Source organism: Enterocloster alcoholdehydrogenati (assembly GCF_013282095.1).
Lineage (GTDB): Bacteria > Bacillota > Clostridia > Lachnospirales > Lachnospiraceae > Enterocloster > Enterocloster alcoholdehydrogenati.
In genome coordinates this window covers 198,686-216,392 of the sequence record NZ_BLTJ01000008.1, presented here as the reverse complement: position 1 = coordinate 216,392, position 17,707 = coordinate 198,686, and the positions used below count along the sequence as shown (strand labels likewise).

Genomic DNA, 17,707 nt, shown 5'->3' with positions numbered 1-17,707 from the left:
CGCCTGCTCTTGACATGCATGGAAGTACCTGTTATATATAAAACAAGGGTGAAAAACCTGATTTAGAAGTTTCCCACCCTTCATTATCATAGAAGAATCTTATTTACAGAAATTTTCTCATACTCTCTCAATTAATGTATTATTTTAAACATAACGAATCGTACTATAAATCGTTTCCGTCCTTCGACTTTTACACCTACTATGACATCATCTGACTCCCTCTCCCAACCTTTTTCGACCATATCTTTTGATATGTGAGTAGGGTCTCCCGAGGTAAGACACTAATCTTTCGTTCAACAACCTCTTGATTTACAACTTCGGTTTACATTTACCTTTTGGGCTTCGGTTTGTCTTGCAACCTTACCCGCCTAATCGCCTAATCAAGTTTCTGTCCGTAGGCTCAAGAACTTTGCTACACCACTTCCTCCATCCATACCATTACTGATACCGACTTGTGGTTCACTACACTTGGCGGTAAATACCCGTGGCTGGACTTGCACCAGCAAGATTAGTACCATGCTCGGCACACAAGAAAACAGCCAGCCCGAAGGAATTTTCGGACTGGCTGTTCCGGCAGAGCAATATTATTGTAGAACTGGCTGAACTGGAAAACTGACGCTTCAGCAGTAAATCATTTCAGACCGAATGATTTCTTCTGCCCGGTTGCGGATGCTATTCATTGCCCTGACCCATGCCATCTGATCCTAGGCTTTCAATTCCTCTGTGATTCCCTCAGCTTCTTTCATCTGAGCAATGATGCAATCCAGCCGGTTCTGTGCCTGCTCATTCAGATCTGCCAGATATGTCCATAATTTGTCGATCAAAATCAGGTCATTGTATTGGACTGGATGGTACAGAGCCAGATAGGCTTTGTGCATCCGTCCCCAAATTCCAATGGGGCGGCTTTCTTCCGGCAATTGTAAGTCTGGGATGTCATAGTCACCGACCAGAGTGTAGCTGATGCCGTTTTGACAGGTTTTCTTCGGTAAGTGTTCCATAAGCGACCTCCTGTATTCGATTTTTCTGCGAATCCAGCCGATCGTGTCCCTGTTTATGTCAAATTAACTCTTCATCAACAAGTATGGCATATTCCAATATCAACACCATTATTTTTAAAACATCATCTTTATAATTTCTAATGCAATGTTCATACCACTCCTACTATCCCCAGGTGTCTTTGCCAAAGTAGCCATATATCGCCCATCTCCATAATATGTTAACTTACAGTGTTTACCTTCTTCTGTAATTACAAAGCCCATATCCTGTAAAGTACGCTTTATAGAACCAGACATTGTTTTATCCCCCTTAAGTAAATTCTTTAGCTGCTCACCTCGTTCTGCCACCCTTCGCTTGCAATCATTACTTGCAATAATATCCTGTAATACATCTTTTCGACGTGACTGCGAAACGTAATTAGACAATACGCTTTCCAATGCATCTAACAAAATTTCTTTGATATCATCTTGAAAAAAATCTTCCTCTTCACCCAAGAATAAAATTGGCATATTATCTGCATTACTCATTTTGGCACGCAATCCCTGATTTTCATAAGTAAGCGCCTTATTAGCACGGGTCAAAGCTTCAACCTGTTTTTTCAGACTTTGAATATCCTCATCTACTGATTCAATTAATTCATCTGATTCAGCTACAACTCGATCTTTTTCAATTTTCGCTTGCAGAAGTTCTACACCTTTGCTACTTAATCGATCACGTAACAAGGCATTATTTACACCTTGCCAAGTATACAGCTTATCCATCATTTGGGCATTGCTATACTGAATTACACTGCGAATGACTTTCTCAGATAATACTATATCAGCCCCTTCATAATCTCGATACATATATTTTCTATGCCCGTATGTAGCGTTAGGGAAATATACACCAATTGCCCCATAGAACTCATTTTTATCATTACATAACTGTCTGATTCTTGTATTTAAATATGTTCCTTCTTCAACAAGAACATGAGCAACACCTTTCAATCGACCCGCAAGACGCCAAATATCAACTGGGTCCTCTCCATAGTAAGTTTTTGATATGTAAACAACTGGAAGACGATATTTGGTATCTCCATTGATAACATCTATTAGTATTTCAAGATTATCTTCTTTAACAAAAACAGGCTTTCGCAGTATAGGAAGATTTCTATCATCACTTAAATACCCGTGTTCAATCAAAAGAGTTATAAAATGCGGTGTTGAAAAAGATGGATCAATGGCCAAAGCCTTTTCAAGATAGCTACGATCAAGTTGTATCGACATCTTCATATCACTAAAATTCATAATGTAATCTGTATCCCAAACCACTCCATCTGCCTCTGTCTTTTCATAACGAACCGCTGTTATATTTTGATTACGGTATTCCTCAATAGCCAACCACAAAGAATCTGTTCCATATCGGATATTCCGCTCGCCGTTCCACTCAATACCATGAATTATATTTTCAGAATGCGGACTTTTTGATTCCACTCAAGCACTAACTGAATAAAATTATCCTTTGTCATAGTATCATTAATTTCAAGTATTGTTGAAAATAGTAACATCAATTCATCTCCCGTATTCTACATTAGAATGTGTAATTAAGTACTTCTTCATTTACATCTTTTTAAAATGAAGTATCTTTTTAAATCATCCTAAAATGTTTCAGTGTATCCATAATCGCTGCTTCCTTTTCTGGCGGGCACTGTGGCACTTTTACATCTTCCTTTTTTGATAGATTATAGTTCTGCCCCACATCCAGACCACACTTCCGCTTGACTCGAGAAATATAAAGACTGGATACCTTCAAACCATGTTTTTGCAGTACGTATGCCTTGATCTCCGCAGCTGTAACATCCAACTCATCCATCTTTACCTCCACTTCAATGTGTTGTTTTGTGTTGAGTTTGGACAATAAGCATATCGTCTCGAGCATTGTCTCAGATTACAAGGGCAGTTCTTTCACTTCTTGCCCATTCACAGGCACCGGAAAATTGAACACAATCTTCCGAATCCAGTTACCATCCTTCTGCTTCTCCGGATACAGGTCAATTCGTTCAATAAACGCACGCATAAATTCTTTTTGCTCGATTTCCGTAGCAGCGCCGTACACTTCATCGAACGCCAGCAGAAGTTGGTAGATATTGTCGCCGAAGATTTTCTCCTGTCGGATATTCAAAATCTGGCTTTTAACGTCATCTATCTGGCTTTCGATTTCTTCTATTCTACCATACTGTTCATCATACCGGCGCTGTAAATCCAAAACTTTTCGGTCAAAGTGCGGATCGTCAATATCCAGCGTATCCATCTGGCGCTCCAGCCTTGTCTTGATTCCCATGGTCTGCCGGAGCTGCGCCTGCAATGCGGCAAGCTGACTCTCTAAATCTTTAGTGTCAACAGATGTGCCTATTTTTTCTTTGATTGCCTTGGAAAACTGCGGGTCATTGACCATAGCCGATACGATAGCCGCAACCATGCGGTTCATTTCTTTCTGCTCAATATTCACACGGAAGGTGCATTTGTGTCCGGTAGCTCCAACCGTGTTTTTGCAGTAATAGTAATAGCGGGTTTTCTTGTCCTTGCTGTGTGCCTTTGCAATATTCCCATAAAGACTTTTGCCACAGCAGGGGCATTTCAGAATGCCGGATAAGATATGTGCGTGTTCCGGATCAGTTACCTTTTCCCGCTTAAAAGCATTGATTTTACGCTTTTCCTGTGCCAAGCTCCAATCTTCTTCGGAGATGATTGCCTCGTGCTGTCCCTCATAAATTGGAAACTCATCCTGTTCAACCACGTGCATCTCATTTCTTGTTCCCATTTTCTTTTCTGTCCTGCGTCTGCCATAGGCAATTTTTCCCATGTAAACAGGATTGTCCAGAACATCCTTCACGAAGTTAGAAGAAAAGCCCGGGATAGTACCGTTTTGACGGATTTTCTTTTTATATCCATGGTCATTCAAATACTTTGCCACGCCATTAAGCCCATCATTGGTATGGATATATCTGTCGTAAATGAGCTTTACTACTTCCACCTCATCTTCAGCAATCAGCAGTTCACCGTTTTCCAGCTTGTAGCCATAAGGAGCAAAACCGCCATTCCATTTTCCCTCACGGGCTTTCTGTTCTCTACCTGCCATTGTCTGTGTCCGAATATTCTCACGTTCAATTTCTGCCACAGCGGAAAGTACGGAAATCATCAGCTTTCCGGAATCCTTGGAAGAATCAATGCCATCTTCCACACAAATCAAATTCACACCAAAATCCTGCATAAGCTGCAAGGAATTGAGAACGTCAGCCGCATTTCGACCAAAGCGGGACAACTTGAATACCAGCACAAACGAAACATCGTCCTTGCTGTCTTGAATGTCGTTCAGCATCCGCTGAAATTCTAGCCGTCCCTGAATGTTCTTGCCGGAAAAGCCTTCGTCAGAATACTCGCCGACAATAGTCATATCTTCATACTCGGCGTACTTCCGCAGCTTATCCTTCTGTGCATCCAGGCTGTATCCGTCCACCTGTATGGAAGTGGATACTCTTGTGTAGATATAGCACTTAGTTCGTTTCTTCATGGCTGGCACTCCTTTCTCCGGCTTGTTTTATCTCTGCTGGTGATTTTATCAATCCCTCGTTGCGAATGTAATACTCCAACAGGCGCAGAACATATTCCGGCGCATGACGGTTGTCCAATTCCCATTCCGTCACCGTCCGATAAGGAATATTAAAAAATTTGCAAAATTCTTTGCGGTTCATACCTGTCATTTCCCGCAGTTCTTTTATTTTGGCTTTACAGTCCATCGCATTTTCTCCGTAAACAAAAAACACACGTTGCGTAATTATTATAGCACCAACCAAATAATTACGCAACGTGTAAATTATAAACTTTTAAGCGGCGTTAGAGAAAGAGCTACTTTGTTCCGTGTCTGGCTGCTCCGGCATAGAAGAAATATCTGCTCCTTGCTGTTTCAAAACCTGAGTTCCATACTTCTGCATCAATTTAGCCATCACATCAATACAGCGGTCAAATGCCGCATTATATTTTGGATTGTCATAAATCTTGCTCAATAGGCCGCTCCTTTCTCCCGTGACCACCACGGGCATACACGTCCAGCACTTCTTTTGGAAGGCGATCTAACACAGCAACGGCGTCAGCATAGTCCCGCCGCAGCTTGGCATCGGCCAGCTGCTTTAAAGTGCTTTCTTGAGTTGCTTTCTCTAAAGATTGCTCCAGCTGAGCGTTCTCCTGTTTCAGCTTTTTGTTCTCCACGGTGGTTTCCGTAAATGCCACCTGATACTTCTTCATTGTGCTGTGCATCTGCTCCACCGCTGGGATATACTTATCCAGTAGAGCTGCAATCTCGGCAGCTCTGCTTTTTGCGTTAAAGGCTCCAATACCGGCCAGCAGTTCCTCCAGCTTGGCTTTTTGTTTGGTCAGGCGAGTCATTTCTTTGAACACTCTAGGCGGGATATGGTTACGTCCAGTCTGGCTGGCACTCTCGCCACGCTCCAAATCCGGAAATTTCTTCACCATGTGTTCCCAGAACTTATCCTGCCACTCCGTCAATTTTTTCTTATTTCCCACAATCTCCTTGGCGCTGAGCCTGCCGTCCGCAGTTAGCGGGACAAAAGAAAGGTGCATATGGGGCGTTTTCTCGTCCATATGCACCGCTGCGGATATTATGGTCTTAGGGTTTTGATTTTGCTGGATAAAAGCTAACGCCTCCTGAAAAAAGACTTTGATTTCGGCTTTCTTCTTTCCCTGAAAAAAATCCGGCGTGGCAGTCACAAGAGCTTCCACCAGCCGCACACTGTCGGAGCGAGTACGGCAACCGGCTTTTTTAATCTGACTTTCTGCTTCCGTCCGGTAGCGACCTTTTGGCTCAACCAGATGAAAATTGAGATGACTGCGATTCGTATCAATATCGGGATTGCTGGCGTATTTTTCCTTGGTACGCTCATTATGAGCTTCGATATTAGTGATTTCCGGCCCCTTATACTTGGCAAAACGGAGAATAGCGTATTGTGGCTTACTCATACTCTATCCCTCCATTTCTGCCAGATGATATCATATCCTAGCACGTCAGCCAATTCCACAACTTCCTTATAGCGGATGGATTCCCGCTGGAGCTTGGCAGACAGGTTGGAAACGCTGTCCGACCAGTCATATTCCTCATGGAGCCGGTCAACTACCTCCTGCATGGTAAAACCGGCACGAATAATCTGTGCCTTGATTTCGTTTCGTACACTCATATTCAAAATCCTCCTAAATTTATTTAATAAAATAGCGAAGCAGGTACACCCTCTGGCGTAACCGCTTCGCTGGTTCGCAAAATTTCCCGTTATGATGAAATACGTTCAGAATTTTGCTGCCGATGTCCTATCCATTAACCGCACCTTCTGACTTTTCTGTTCCGTGTAACTTGAGTGAAACTGGTGCATATCCCCACTGTTCCATCAATCTGCTTCATTGTTTCGAGAAGCACGTTTTCATGAAATGATTTCTTCCAACGGTCAAATATTTTCCGATTCTCATTTATCTTGATTTTTACCCTTAAAAAGAAAGAGTCTGAGGATAGGCAGATTTTTTATATAACGGTGTTTGTGGGTAAATGCTGCGTACATACATACGGAAGTCAGAAAAAACTTACTCCCTCCATTCCTCCGGTACGTACGTATCCTCTGAAACACTGCAAAACCCGTTTATATTGGGTCTGGCAATCGCTTCAATTCCCAGAAAGCCCCATACCCGCCGTCCGGCAGCGTTGGTAATCCGGTTGCAGTATTCCAGATTGTACTTGTTCTGGCTGGCAATGACGGCATCGCTGAAGCTGCGGCGTTTCAATGGGGTCAGATTGTTTTCCTCGCACCACATCCGGTAAATCTCATATAGCTCCTTGGAACTGATGGTACTATCCGCTTTCAGCCGGATATACCCCTCGGATTCCAGAAAATCAAAAATGTTGTTGTTATCTCGTTTCACCGCCTCCCGGTTTTCTCTGGTGCGGTCACTTTCGGTGAACTTGAAATTGTTAGCAACCAGGCGCTGCAATCCCTCAAAAGCCCACAGCAGAATGCCGTCCACCTCGGCTTTCATCTTCTCTGCAAGATCGGGGTCATCCACACGGTCAGCCGGTTTTTCTTTTGTAGTCAGCACTAACTGGCGGCGGTAAAACCCATCGCTCCGATCAAACAATGCCTGCAAATCTCCGTTGGAGAAGGCCAGTAAACGAGCAAACATCCACCCTTGATAACTCTGCTTGCCCTTGCGTTCCAAGTCCATTTTACCTTGGGCGGTGACAATGGACTTTACATAATTCGTCTGGCGCAGAGCTTCCATCCGCATATCATCGTCCACGCACAGGAGAATATGCTCCAAGTCGGCACGTGCAAAACGGTTCTCTGATATTTTTCCAATGCTGCCGTCCTTCATATTGCTGCCTAAGAGCGCCCCCAACACAGCGCCAATCTGAGATTTTCCTTCGCCGCCATTCCCCTTAATCACCATCATCCGCTGGCCCTTATTGCTGGGAATCAGGCAGTAGCCAATAAATTCCTGCAAAGTAGGAATGTCCTCCGGATAGAGCAGCCCGTCCAGAAATTTCAGCCAAAGGACAGGTTTCGGAGCATCTGAACGGTAAACTACTGGTAAACGGTTCCGCACAATATCTGGCTTTCCCTCCACAAACCTTCCATCCAGAAAAAGCGTCCCATTGGCAAGATGAATCCGATCTGCTCCCGGAGGAAAATCCTCTGCCAGTGCCGCCAGCTTCATCAGTTCCACAATGTTGCTGATTTTGCGGGGAATGTTGCTGACCGCACAGCATTTCAGTTCCTCAAAAATCTCTCCTCGCAATGGCAGTTCATCTGTCACACGACCTTCGGATGTGAAAAACGCCCCGTTTGTGAAGATAATCTTGTGTGTCTGCAAGAACTCCTCACAAAACAGGGCTTCGTTGATACTTGTGCCGTCAAACCAAATAGGAGAATCAGGCAATTTCCGGTTCTTCATGACTGTCTACCTCCTTTTTCAGTCGCTTCAAGCGTTCTTCCAGACTGCTGATCGTGCCATCTTTGCTAAGCATATCAACAGTTTTGACACGCACTTCCAGCTCTGCAAAGGTCAAAATGTCTGCCAGATTCTCAATGTACTCAAGCATCTGGCAGGCTTCTACAAACCGGCCATCCAAAGTATCCTCCGGCGTTTCAGGTGCATACTGCACCTTCCAGTTTTCCAGAAGATGCAGATAATCGCACAATACCCGCTGACAGTGCATTTCCTCTTGCCGGAATGCTCTTGCCAGCGGGTATTTCGGTTTTGACAGTGCTGCCGCAGCAGGCGGCTTATCCGGGTCAATACCGAAGTCATAGGCTAACTTCTGCGCCGCCTCGTAGCTGTTTAGATCAAACAGTTTTGCCACGAAGTCGATTACATCGCCAGTGGCTCCGCAGCCAAAGCAGTAAAAGTAATCCTCGTTCAGCTTCATACTTGGGTGCCGGTCATCGTGAAACGGGCAGCGGCACATCCCGTTTCTTTGAATTTTTACACCGTAGTGTTCCGCTGCTTGTAAAACGGTTACGCTCTCTTTGACTCTTGCAAAAATGTTCATGCTATTTCCTCCTTCATTTTCGTACAGGTTTCTCCTGTCACCTCAATGTACGGCAGAAAAGGTCATGGTTTAAAAAATCCGTCAGTCCTGCAAGAAAATTAAAAAACGCTCCGAAATCTTGCAAAACTGCAAGAAACGAAGCGGCATTCTTGGCGAAATGTGGATTGAGATTATTCCTGTTATGGAATATAATAAGAAGTAGAATTATAAACAATGAGGCTGGTTATGAAATATCTTTCTACGTTTGAAATTGCAGAAAAATGGGGGATTTCTCCCCGGCGGGTCGGCATCCTCTGCAACCAGAATCGTATCTCCGGCGCTCAAAAAGCAGGCAGCCGCTGGATTATCCCGGAAGATGCAGAGAAGCCCGCAGATGCCCGCATTAAAAGTGGGAAATACAGAAAAGAAACGAGGTGAGCCGCCTATGGAACAGGAATATCTTCCAAGCGAAACCCCGCAACAGAGACTTCAAGATTTGATGAAGGAACATAAAATCACGCAGGCAGAGCTTGCTTCCCAAATTGGTGTTGCAGAAAGTTCCATCAGCCGGTTCCTGAAAGGAACGAAAAATAAGCTGACTACTGAGCAGATTATCAGCATTGCCCGCATTTTTCATGTGTCCTCCGATTTTCTGCTTTGCCTGACCGACGTGCCGGACAAGAAGAATTATGAGATTTCTGAGCTTGGACTTTCCGCCGAAGCGGCACGGAACCTCTATATTGGACGGGTAAATCCATCGGTAGTAAGCCGTTTATTGGAAAACCGCCGTTTTGCTCAGCTGACGAACATGATTTCCCTGTATTTTGACGAAACGATGGCTTCCGGTTTTACGGCGCAGAATCAGATTCTACAGTCTTTAAGTTCCTTGCTTTTAGCAGCAGGAAAGGAACAGCCGGACATCAGGAAAGCATCGCAGCAAGCGGCACAGACGGTTTCCCTGAATAAAGTTCCGGTCTATCAGGCGGATCTGACTAATATTCAAAATCAATTTATGGCGGTTCTTCGGGAGATCAAAAAAGATATGGCCTCTGAGAAAGGGATTTCTCAGAATATGACAAAAGAGCTTACCGAGCAGATGTTTTCAGAATTGACAAAAGGTCAAGACCTCCGGCATCCGTCAGTTTCTCCTGAGCAGCTTGCTGCCATGATTGTACAGCCCATATCCCAGACGGGGCTGGCAGAAGAAGAGGCTTTGTCAGAACTACAGCAGGCGCTTCTTCACATGATGGAAAATATACAGAAAAAGCAAAATGGTGAAGAGGATGAACAATGAGCGGCTCTGCGCCTTAGCGCAGCAGGGAGATATTCGGGCACAGGCACAGCTGATACACAACAATCTGGGATACATTCGGAAAACCGCAAATGAATTATACATCAGCGTTGGTCTGGGAAATAGTGAGCTGGGCATTGACCATGACGACCTGATCCAGGAGGGAAGTATCGGTTTGCTTCGGGCAATCTCCCTGTATGATCCTGCGAAGAAAATAAAGTTCCTGACCTATGCGGGACCGGCTGTCCGAAACGCCATGATGGATTTGATTTCCTCTGCTTTTGCAACCTTTGAACAGCGGATGCAGTCTGACAAAGATGGTATCCCCATGGAGAGAATCAATCTGGATGATTTGCTTCCCGGCGAGGATTCCGTGCAGCGTTCTGACCTGATTGCCGACCCATATGCGTCAGAGCCAGAACAGATGATGGTGGAAGAAGAAAACCGGAAAGAGCTGTATGAAGGACTGCGGCGCATCTCAAAACGGGAACAAGTTTATCTGCTCTATCGTTTTGGCTTTGAGGACGATATGGAGCATCCTCTGGTGGGAACAGCTCTGCATTTCCATCTCAGTGAGAGCCGTGCAAGGTCAACTGAGGCACTGGCGCTGGACAACCTTTGGCTGGAACTGCCGTGGTGGTATTAGTCTGCGGCGGGGCTTTAATATACCTCTGCTTCCTTTTCCGGCCAGTCGGATTTTGCTCTCTATGCAAATCCTGATTTCGTTCGTGACCGTACAAAATCCGCCTGCCCTACTGACGCTGAAAAGCGTCTGTCAACCGCTATCTGCCCACACAGCAGATGGCGAATCCAGCCCCTTTCCAGCGTCAGCCGGAAGCAAAGGTATAACACACTAGACTTTCCAAGGAAAGTCGTGTGCCAACAGGGATGCTACTCGCCCCTATTGGAAACCCAGAGCCAAGGGGAGAGACCCAATCTGGACTCCATTACTTTCTTTATACAAGATTATCTAAGCTGAAAATGTAGTTTGAAAAAGAAAATATCCATGACATGAAAACAACGGAGGTGTGATAATGGCTAAAGCCAAAAAAATAAAGACTTTCATCAAAATCATTTATTTTGATGAAGGATCAGCAACAGATTTGCTTTATATCCTAGACGGTGGAAAAAGCACTGATAAGGAAGAAAAAATAGTAACAAAAACCACGCAATTAGCAGCTGGGGCGGAGGCACAGGCCGGAACTAAGATCAATCTTTTGACCAAAATCACTGCTGGGATGGGGATTGATGGCAGCGCTGATGCCTCAAGAGAAGGTCAATCCATTCTCTCCAAGGCAATAGAAAATACTGTTTTAACAGATTATATCAGATGTGCAGAGAATGAAGCTAAATCTCATATAACTGTTTTCACAAAGTGCAAACCTTACGCTTTTCCTGGATCGTTTACTTACTTTAAAATGCTCACTCCGTATTTAACAATGACGGATGGCAAAGTAGAAGTAGCACAAGGCTTAAATTTCAATCTTGCTCTTATGGATCAGGCACTAAGTTCTGGGCGTGGCTATTATGAGCTTATTGTTCAACAGCCTTCAGAAAAAGTGGTTCTTCGCTTTAACATTAACGCATTTAGAAATAATTATTCCATTTCTGATATTGTTAAAATGGAATTGGACTATCACGCAATATATGTTGGAACAATATCTGAGCATAGTCTGGAAATGCAATCTGAGTTTAGTGAAAAGAAAAAAGAAATTAGTGGATATGATATTGTAAAATCTGATACCACAGCAAGTGCGGCGACATCTCTTAAAGTATACGATGTCATTCTGGCGGGGATCTGCGTATGAACATTCACATTTACTATGGAAGCCTTGCAACCTTTACCGAAAAACTTCCTAATAGCTATGACTCGATAGTTGATCTAGCAATTCGTGATGACGAGAAACACCGGAAACTAAAACTTGATGACGGACGTGACTACACTGATGAGGAGTTACCTTATTACGAAAATGTCGTTGCATTTTCGGACGACTATCCCGCATTAACGGAAAGCCTTATTGAAAGCTTTGTAAGTTTTATTTTCCGCTTTGACATCGACAATTTGTTTTTGCAAAATCCTCCAGACAGCATTGCAAAACATATTGCTGAACTTTCATCTGCGGAGCACTCCATAGAACGACAAGACTATAAGGTTTTGGATATGGGTATGCTCAAAGAAATTAAACATGAGTTCCCTGACGCAATTATTGGACAACCTATTGCCCAGAGGCAAATTATTGGTACATTATATGATGTTGCAAAGGGACGCTTTAGTAAACCATGTGTTATGCTATTCTATGGAAATACGGGCATAGGAAAAACGGAAACCGCCAAATATATTGCCGAAAAGCTCAACGAGAGGCTGTTTCGCAAGCAGTTTTCTATGTTGCACAGCGAAGAATTTACCTCGTACCTATTTGGTGGAAAGCATAATCAAAACAGCTTTGCCAAGGAACTTCTTGAGCGAGAATCAAATGTGATTTTATTGGATGAGTTTGATAAGCCAAACCCAGTTTTCTACAGCGCCTTCTACCAGCTATTTGACGAAGGTATTTTTGCAGATAAGAATTACACCGTAACGATGAAAAATGCAATTATTATTTGCACATCGAACTTTTTGTCTGAAGAACAAATTCGTGAACGTCTTGGTGACCCCATCTATTCCAGATTTGATGCGGTTATTCATTTTACAGATTTACAACCAGAAGCGGTACAAAAGATTTTAGATCGTGAGATTGAAAGACAGTACAGCAAGCTGGATGAAGGAGAGCGAGCCGTTATTGATTCCAGAAAAATTGTATCGTTACTCAAAACAAATAGTTACTGTCTTTCCAACGCCCGTCAAATCAAAAAGTTTGTACGAGAAGCTTTTAGCGCCGCCATAACAGACGAAGTATTATGAGCAAACACCGTTCACCGATCATAACGACCGATGAACGGTGTTGTGTTTTTTCCATTATAAAACATAACCTATTTTATTAACCCCAATCACACCTCTACGAAGGACAGTCATATTTACTGTTTCATAGGATGTCCTACCCACATTGGTGGTAGCTTCGGTTCTTTTAATCTGTGTTCTTCTAACTTTTGCTCTGCCGATTTTTACAGTATCAATACCAAGTTCTTTAAGAACTTCGTCCGGAAGTTCATAGTTCTGCTCCACTAAGCCAAAGCAGGTAAAACCCGTATCCACGCAGAAAGAGATAAGTTTTTTCTTGCCAATGTTATACACAACGGCAACAGAGCAACCCAACAGGCTTCCAATTGCAAACCCTATTCCAGGCAATTCTGGAAAGAGCGCCTGTGCAATAACACCACCTATCTTCATAGAAACTAAATATCCCGATGAAACCACAAGAGTATCAACAAACTGGATACCCATTTCTGTTGATGTCATTTTTCCAGTAGCAACAAGAAGGCTGTCCTTGATTGTTCCGAGAATAACCGTCACAGCAACACCGACCACGGAAGGATTAACTGCTTTCAAGCCCTCTCCAAAAAGGCCTTCCTGAATTGCCATCTCCACACCATAGGCAATTGAACCACGTAAAAACGCCTCTCCGCTTGTGGAGATAACCTTGCAACCAGCCTTTTTTAACTGATTTAATGTGATCTCCCCATGCTTTATCAAATAGTCGATTGCCTTATACAACTCTGGTACTAACTGCGTGATAGCAGTAATAGTCGCTGCTGTTAAACCTGCCTTTACTGCTTGGTTTAGATAATCAACTCTAACCTCAGCAAGATAGACCTCTTTGGAGATACCATGTTTCTCCGGATCAAAGCCTCCATTTTTCGCTTCTTTTGCGATTGCCTTCGCTTCCTTAATGGATAGTTCTTGGGACTGAACTCCCTCTCCATCAGAAACCACGCCTACCAAATGATCTCCGGTATCCTTGTGAGAGGCAGATACATCAGGTCTAGTGTACATATCTTTGATTGCACGTCTTGCTGCATATGCTTTTGCCTCATCAACCTGTTCCGGTGCTATAAGGCGCTCCTGTCCTTGATACTTTGGCAAATGAGTTTCTTTGTTCAGTATCGCTTGATAGTTTTCCGCCTTTTCGGCCAGGTTGGAATATTTCAAACTATAGCTTTTCCCAAAATTAGTGCCTATATCAACGCTCCCGTAACCATTATCCTGCAATGTAAACGCCATATGTTTGGAACCTTTTTTGAGAGCATCTATATTAAAAGTTCCAGAAACAAATTCTTCCGCAACATATCCTTTAAATTGTTCCACCCCCAAATTCAAGTGTGGATGTTCATTTATGTTTCTTGCCAATTCGTCAATTGCTATATTTATTTCTTGTATGTGTAGATTTTGTGCGGCTATTTGCTGATTTTGCAATACATTGGTAGTATAGTCTGTATAGGCACTTCGACTTGCCAAATCATCCCCCATCAGTTTGGCCATAAATTCCCAACCACATTTTACATCCTGTAATTCTGTCATGTCCATCACCTCTATGATTTCATGAATGCCTCAAGCCCCTCATTATAAAGATAGATTACTCCAAAGAACAGCATTTGACGTTCCATATCTTTTTTGTTTCTAAAGTTCTCCTCCGAAAAAACCATTGCACGTTCACTTGCATCAGTAACAGCATCTCCGATGGTATGACCAACTTTCTTTGCTATAGTTTTTCCTCTAGTAAAAAAGCTTTTTTTCTGCTCAGCAGGCTGCGCCTCAACCTGTGTTTCATCGGCAGATACCGTTTCCCGCTTAACAGTTACCTTTGGCTTGATAGCATCTTTAACCATCTGCGGTGCTGGAAGGGTTTCTAACTCATCATGAAATGCACGATAGCTTTCAACTGATTTAATCTCATTTGGAGACACATAGATGACAGCCTGATTCCCTGCCCATCCATAGCGGATTCCATGTCTGCTGAATTTAACATCGATTACAGGAATTAGTTTATCTACACCTTTAATATCCCCCAAGAATAAAACCTTTGAAGTAATATTTCCGGCTTTCTTATTGGCAAGCCATACCTTTTCCGTCCAAGCAACTACATTGATACTGCTATCTTGTGTTCCGGTTATAGAATCATCTGTATCATCTTTTGTTTCAATCATCTTCTTCATTTGATTAGCAAGCATCTCGTCTTTATATACAATAATCAATGTCTGCGGTTCGTAAAACATAATCCATCTCCCTTGTGTTGGTAGTCCTTAAATCATTCCAAAAAACTTCAATGCCTCTGTAATCGCCGCTTCCTTTTCTGGCGGGCATTTCGGCTGTCTGGCGTTTTCAGACTTCGACTTGTTGTAGTTCTCTCGCTCAATAATACCATATTTCTGTTTAATCTGGGCGATATAAAGAGAGGAAACCTTTAAGCCGGTCTGCTGCAACACACGTTCTTTAATCTGTCCGTATGTGGCATCATTCTGGAACCCGGACATATCCATATCCTCCAATGAGAACTCCACACGCACTTTCTTCGAGTCGATTTCTCCCTTGGAAAGCAAGACAACCGTCTCCACGTGCCCACTCATCGGAAACATATCGCACCCTCTCACCTTCTCCACCACATACCCCCCATCTGCCAGATACCTCAGATCCCTTGCCAGTGTAGCCGAATCACAGCTCACATAAACCACCCGTTTCGGCTGCATCCTCAGGATTGTGTCAAGGCACATCTGGTCGCAACCCTTTCTTGGGGGATCTACCACGATCACATCTGCATAGATATGGCTTTTCTCATACTGTTCCGGCAGAACTTCCTCCGCCTTCCCTACAAAAAATTCCACATTCCCCATTCCGTTCAGCTTTGCATTCCTTCTGGCATCATCAATGGCCTGGGGAACGATTTCCACCCCATATACCTTCCTGGCCTTCTGCGCTAAAAACAGGGAGATAGTTCCGATTCCGCAGTACAGATCCCACACCGTCTCCTCCCCTGTAAGACCCGCATATTCCAGAGCGGTTCCGTACAGTTTCTCTGTCTGCACCGGGTTTACCTGATAAAATGACAGGGGGGAAATCTGATAGGTGACATCCGCGATGGAATCTGTAATATATCCCGGCCCGTACAGATTCACGATCTCCTTACCCATAATCACGTTGGTTTTTTCTTCATTCACACTGTAGGAAATGCTTGTCATCCCTGGAATCTGCATAAGCTCCTCTGCCAGCCGCTCTCCATAAGGCAGGCTTTTCCCATTGATTACCAGACACACCATGATTTCCCCGCTCTTAAATCCCTTTCGTATCAGAGCATGGCGTACCAACCCTCTATGGGTCTTTTCATCATAGGGCTTAATCCTGTTCCTTTGCATAAAGCCGCGGATGATCCCCAGGATTTCCTTATTCTCCTCCACTCCCAGCAGACAATCCTCGTTTTCAATAATATCGTGAGTCCGTCCGGCGTAAAATCCAGTTATGATCTCCCCATTCTTATTCAGTCCAAAGGGAAACTGGGCCTTGTTCCGATAGCGCCACGGATACTCCATCCCCATGATTGGAAGCATGGGGATCTCTTCTTCCCTGAATCCTCCGATCCGCATAAGGTTATTTTTGATCTTGCGCTCCTTAAATACCAGCTGTTCCTCGTATTTCATGAACTGAAGCTGACAGCCCCCGCAGGGACGGGCAGCAGGACAACGCGGCTCTGCCCGGACAGGCGACGGTTCAATAACCTCCATGAGCCTTGCAAAACCGTAGGATTTCTTCATTTTCATGGCCCTGGCCCGAACCCTGTCGCCGATAACCGTATCCTTGATAAACCAGATATAACCGTCCAGTTTCCCGATTCCGGCCCCGTCCTCGCTCATATCTTCAATGGTAACTGTAAATTCCTGATTCTTTTCCACTGTTTTACTCCGTTGTTTTTCTGATATTGGTCTCTAAGAGCCTGTTATATCCCAGCCATCCTTTATTCGCCCCGCCGGCATACAGCGCCTCGATCATGGTTTCCATCTTGGCATCGGTGTTATCGGCAAAATTCAGAGCCAGTGCCTCTAACAGGGCCGGTTTTTTGGGAGAGCCGTATTCCAGTTCCCCATGATGGGCCAGGATACAGTGCTTTAACTCAGACGCCAGACGGGCCGGGAAACCGGGAATCTCCCGGATCCGCGCGGAAATCGTTTCCGTACCGATCATAATGTGGCCCAGAAGCTGGCCATCATCAGTGTAATCATTTTCCGGGAAACGGGACAGTTCCTGCATCTTTCCGATATCGTGGAAAATAGCCGCTGTCAGCAGCAGGTCCCGGTTCAGGCTGCTGTAATACCCCGCATAGTAATCGCAGAGCTTTACCACGCTTAATGTATGCTCCAGCAGCCCTCCCACAAAGCCATGATGCACGGTTTTGGCGGCGGAATGGAACTGGAAAGCCCTGGCAAATTCCTTATCCTCTACAAAATATCCTGACAACAGCTGGTTCAGCCATGGATTTTTCACGCTGCGGATAAAGCCCAAAAGCTCCTCATACATCTTTGCAATGTCCTTTTTGGAAACAGGCAGGTAATCCGCCTCCACATACTCCCCTTCTCTCGCCTTGCGGATCCGGCGTACATTCAGCTGGTAAGCGTTCTGAAACAGTGTCACATCCGCCTCCACATGAACATAATCCATAGTCTCAAACTCCCCGACTCCCGGTGAAGACAGATCCCAGATCTTTGCTTCAATAGTGCCGGTTTTATCCTGAAGAATCAGATTCCCGTATTCCTTTCCTGTTTTTGTAAGCTGGATCTGCCGGTTCTTGCACAGATACACATCTGATGTGTGGATGCCCTCGCGGAATGTCTCAATATATCTCATTTTTATACCTCATCTCTCTTTTTCTTTTTGCTCCATGCGCAGCGATCCAGGAATCTTTGACGGGAAAACAGGCGCAAAATCAGGCTTAT

At 44.2% G+C, this 17,707-nt stretch carries 19 protein-coding genes and 1 pseudogene; 6 read left to right on the top strand and 14 right to left on the bottom strand.

Annotation, left to right across the window (positions count from 1 at the left end):
• Nucleotides 1-484: 484 nt before the first annotated feature.
• The gene (locus HW447_RS18130) at nucleotides 485-616 is read left to right on the top strand and encodes a hypothetical protein (RefSeq protein ID WP_279285693.1); all 132 of its coding nucleotides are present in this window, start codon (nucleotides 485-487) and stop codon (nucleotides 614-616) included.
• A 4-nt stretch (nucleotides 617-620) separates the two neighbouring features.
• Here HW447_RS18130 and HW447_RS11140 read toward each other — a convergent pair.
• From HW447_RS11140 to HW447_RS11095, 10 genes and pseudogenes are all read right to left on the bottom strand, one after another.
• Nucleotides 621-998: pseudogene (locus HW447_RS11140) on the bottom strand (TnpV protein).
• Nucleotides 999-1,112: 114 nt separating this feature from the next.
• A complete protein-coding gene (locus HW447_RS11135; protein ID WP_243176278.1) occupies nucleotides 1,113-2,375 on the bottom strand; it encodes a hypothetical protein in 1,263 nt (420 codons plus the stop codon).
• A 247-nt stretch (nucleotides 2,376-2,622) separates the two neighbouring features.
• Nucleotides 2,623-2,847 (bottom strand): RNA methyltransferase, encoded by a 225-nt coding sequence (locus HW447_RS18265; protein ID WP_330589179.1) that lies wholly within the window; start codon nucleotides 2,845-2,847, stop codon nucleotides 2,623-2,625.
• 75 nt (nucleotides 2,848-2,922) lie between these two features.
• Nucleotides 2,923-4,545, bottom strand: coding sequence for a recombinase family protein (locus HW447_RS11125; protein WP_176255332.1), 1,623 nt, complete (start codon nucleotides 4,543-4,545; stop codon nucleotides 2,923-2,925).
• Nucleotides 4,529-4,771 carry a helix-turn-helix domain-containing protein gene (locus HW447_RS11120; RefSeq protein WP_176255331.1) on the bottom strand — a complete coding sequence of 81 codons (243 nt, stop codon included), beginning with the start codon at nucleotides 4,769-4,771 and terminating at the stop codon, nucleotides 4,529-4,531. Before HW447_RS11120 ends, HW447_RS11125 begins: the two co-directional genes overlap by 17 nt.
• 87 nt (nucleotides 4,772-4,858) lie before the next feature.
• Nucleotides 4,859-5,038: a hypothetical protein gene (locus HW447_RS11115; RefSeq protein WP_176255330.1), complete on the bottom strand. Its 180-nt coding sequence runs from the start codon at nucleotides 5,036-5,038 to the stop codon at nucleotides 4,859-4,861.
• On the bottom strand, nucleotides 5,022-6,008 hold the full coding sequence (gene mobV / locus HW447_RS11110) for a MobV family relaxase (RefSeq protein ID WP_176255329.1): 987 nt from the start codon (nucleotides 6,006-6,008) through the stop codon (nucleotides 5,022-5,024). The genes HW447_RS11115 and mobV overlap by 17 nt, the downstream gene beginning before the upstream one ends.
• On the bottom strand, nucleotides 6,005-6,223 hold the full coding sequence (locus tag HW447_RS11105; protein ID WP_176255328.1) for an LLM class flavin-dependent oxidoreductase: 219 nt from the start codon (nucleotides 6,221-6,223) through the stop codon (nucleotides 6,005-6,007). The genes mobV and HW447_RS11105 overlap by 4 nt, the downstream gene beginning before the upstream one ends.
• Before the next feature lie 394 nt (nucleotides 6,224-6,617).
• A complete protein-coding gene (locus HW447_RS11100) occupies nucleotides 6,618-7,982 on the bottom strand; it encodes a DNA primase family protein (RefSeq protein WP_176255327.1) in 1,365 nt (454 codons plus the stop codon).
• Complete coding sequence (locus HW447_RS11095; RefSeq protein WP_176255326.1) at nucleotides 7,960-8,580, bottom strand: CHC2 zinc finger domain-containing protein; 621 nt, start codon at nucleotides 8,578-8,580, stop codon at nucleotides 7,960-7,962. The genes HW447_RS11100 and HW447_RS11095 overlap by 23 nt, the downstream gene beginning before the upstream one ends.
• 225 nt (nucleotides 8,581-8,805) lie before the next feature.
• Here HW447_RS11095 and HW447_RS11090 point away from each other — a divergent pair, with 225 nt between their 5' ends.
• The 5 genes from HW447_RS11090 (at nucleotide 8,806) to HW447_RS11070 (ending at nucleotide 12,752) form a co-directional block, all read left to right on the top strand.
• Nucleotides 8,806-8,997 (top strand): MerR family transcriptional regulator, encoded by a 192-nt coding sequence (locus HW447_RS11090; protein WP_176255325.1) that lies wholly within the window; start codon nucleotides 8,806-8,808, stop codon nucleotides 8,995-8,997.
• A gap of 7 nt (nucleotides 8,998-9,004) precedes the next feature.
• Nucleotides 9,005-9,853 (top strand): helix-turn-helix domain-containing protein, encoded by an 849-nt coding sequence (locus HW447_RS11085; protein WP_176255324.1) that lies wholly within the window; start codon nucleotides 9,005-9,007, stop codon nucleotides 9,851-9,853.
• Nucleotides 9,831-10,496 (top strand): sigma-70 family RNA polymerase sigma factor, encoded by a 666-nt coding sequence (locus HW447_RS11080; protein WP_176255323.1) that lies wholly within the window; start codon nucleotides 9,831-9,833, stop codon nucleotides 10,494-10,496. Before HW447_RS11085 ends, HW447_RS11080 begins: the two co-directional genes overlap by 23 nt.
• Nucleotides 10,497-10,884: 388 nt before the next feature.
• Nucleotides 10,885-11,658 (top strand): DUF6414 family protein, encoded by a 774-nt coding sequence (locus tag HW447_RS11075; RefSeq protein WP_176255322.1) that lies wholly within the window; start codon nucleotides 10,885-10,887, stop codon nucleotides 11,656-11,658.
• Nucleotides 11,655-12,752, top strand: coding sequence for an AAA family ATPase (locus HW447_RS11070; RefSeq protein WP_176255321.1), 1,098 nt, complete (start codon nucleotides 11,655-11,657; stop codon nucleotides 12,750-12,752). Before HW447_RS11075 ends, HW447_RS11070 begins: the two co-directional genes overlap by 4 nt.
• A 54-nt stretch (nucleotides 12,753-12,806) precedes the next feature.
• Here HW447_RS11070 and HW447_RS11065 read toward each other — a convergent pair whose 3' ends face one another.
• Genes HW447_RS11065 through HW447_RS11050 form a run of 4 tightly spaced genes read right to left on the bottom strand, consistent with a single transcriptional unit; the run spans nucleotide 12,807 to nucleotide 17,618 of the window.
• The gene (locus tag HW447_RS11065) at nucleotides 12,807-14,306 is read right to left on the bottom strand and encodes a hypothetical protein (RefSeq protein WP_176255320.1); all 1,500 of its coding nucleotides are present in this window, start codon (nucleotides 14,304-14,306) and stop codon (nucleotides 12,807-12,809) included.
• Between the two features lie 11 nt (nucleotides 14,307-14,317).
• Nucleotides 14,318-15,001: a hypothetical protein gene (locus HW447_RS11060; protein ID WP_176255319.1), complete on the bottom strand. Its 684-nt coding sequence runs from the start codon at nucleotides 14,999-15,001 to the stop codon at nucleotides 14,318-14,320.
• Between the two features lie 27 nt (nucleotides 15,002-15,028).
• The gene (gene rlmD, locus HW447_RS11055) at nucleotides 15,029-16,669 is read right to left on the bottom strand and encodes a 23S rRNA (uracil(1939)-C(5))-methyltransferase RlmD (protein WP_176255318.1); all 1,641 of its coding nucleotides are present in this window, start codon (nucleotides 16,667-16,669) and stop codon (nucleotides 15,029-15,031) included.
• 4 nt (nucleotides 16,670-16,673) lie between these two features.
• Nucleotides 16,674-17,618 (bottom strand): 3'-5' exoribonuclease YhaM family protein, encoded by a 945-nt coding sequence (locus tag HW447_RS11050; protein ID WP_176255317.1) that lies wholly within the window; start codon nucleotides 17,616-17,618, stop codon nucleotides 16,674-16,676.
• Nucleotides 17,619-17,707 lie beyond the last annotated feature (89 nt).

What these genes read in the sequence shown, in the direction of transcription:
- HW447_RS11075 (WP_176255322.1), top strand. Translation starts at nt 10,885, where the DNA reads ATGGCTAAAGCCAAAAAAATAAAGACTTTCATCAAAATCATTTATTTT.
- HW447_RS11090 (WP_176255325.1), top strand. Translation starts at nt 8,806, where the DNA reads ATGAAATATCTTTCTACGTTTGAAATTGCAGAAAAATGGGGGATTTCT.
- HW447_RS11060 (WP_176255319.1), bottom strand. Translation starts at nt 15,001, where the DNA reads ATGTTTTACGAACCGCAGACATTGATTATTGTATATAAAGACGAGATG.
- HW447_RS11100 (WP_176255327.1), bottom strand. Translation starts at nt 7,982, where the DNA reads ATGAAGAACCGGAAATTGCCTGATTCTCCTATTTGGTTTGACGGCACA.
- HW447_RS11050 (WP_176255317.1), bottom strand. Translation starts at nt 17,618, where the DNA reads ATGAGATATATTGAGACATTCCGCGAGGGCATCCACACATCAGATGTG.
- HW447_RS11065 (WP_176255320.1), bottom strand. Translation starts at nt 14,306, where the DNA reads ATGACAGAATTACAGGATGTAAAATGTGGTTGGGAATTTATGGCCAAA.
- HW447_RS18265 (WP_330589179.1), bottom strand. Translation starts at nt 2,847, where the DNA reads ATGGATGAGTTGGATGTTACAGCTGCGGAGATCAAGGCATACGTACTG.
- HW447_RS11105 (WP_176255328.1), bottom strand. Translation starts at nt 6,223, where the DNA reads ATGAGTGTACGAAACGAAATCAAGGCACAGATTATTCGTGCCGGTTTT.
- HW447_RS11120 (WP_176255331.1), bottom strand. Translation starts at nt 4,771, where the DNA reads ATGGACTGTAAAGCCAAAATAAAAGAACTGCGGGAAATGACAGGTATG.
- HW447_RS11080 (WP_176255323.1), top strand. Translation starts at nt 9,831, where the DNA reads ATGGTGAAGAGGATGAACAATGAGCGGCTCTGCGCCTTAGCGCAGCAG.
- HW447_RS11070 (WP_176255321.1), top strand. Translation starts at nt 11,655, where the DNA reads ATGAACATTCACATTTACTATGGAAGCCTTGCAACCTTTACCGAAAAA.
- HW447_RS11085 (WP_176255324.1), top strand. Translation starts at nt 9,005, where the DNA reads ATGGAACAGGAATATCTTCCAAGCGAAACCCCGCAACAGAGACTTCAA.
- HW447_RS11095 (WP_176255326.1), bottom strand. Translation starts at nt 8,580, where the DNA reads ATGAACATTTTTGCAAGAGTCAAAGAGAGCGTAACCGTTTTACAAGCA.
- HW447_RS11125 (WP_176255332.1), bottom strand. Translation starts at nt 4,545, where the DNA reads ATGAAGAAACGAACTAAGTGCTATATCTACACAAGAGTATCCACTTCC.
- mobV (WP_176255329.1), bottom strand. Translation starts at nt 6,008, where the DNA reads ATGAGTAAGCCACAATACGCTATTCTCCGTTTTGCCAAGTATAAGGGG.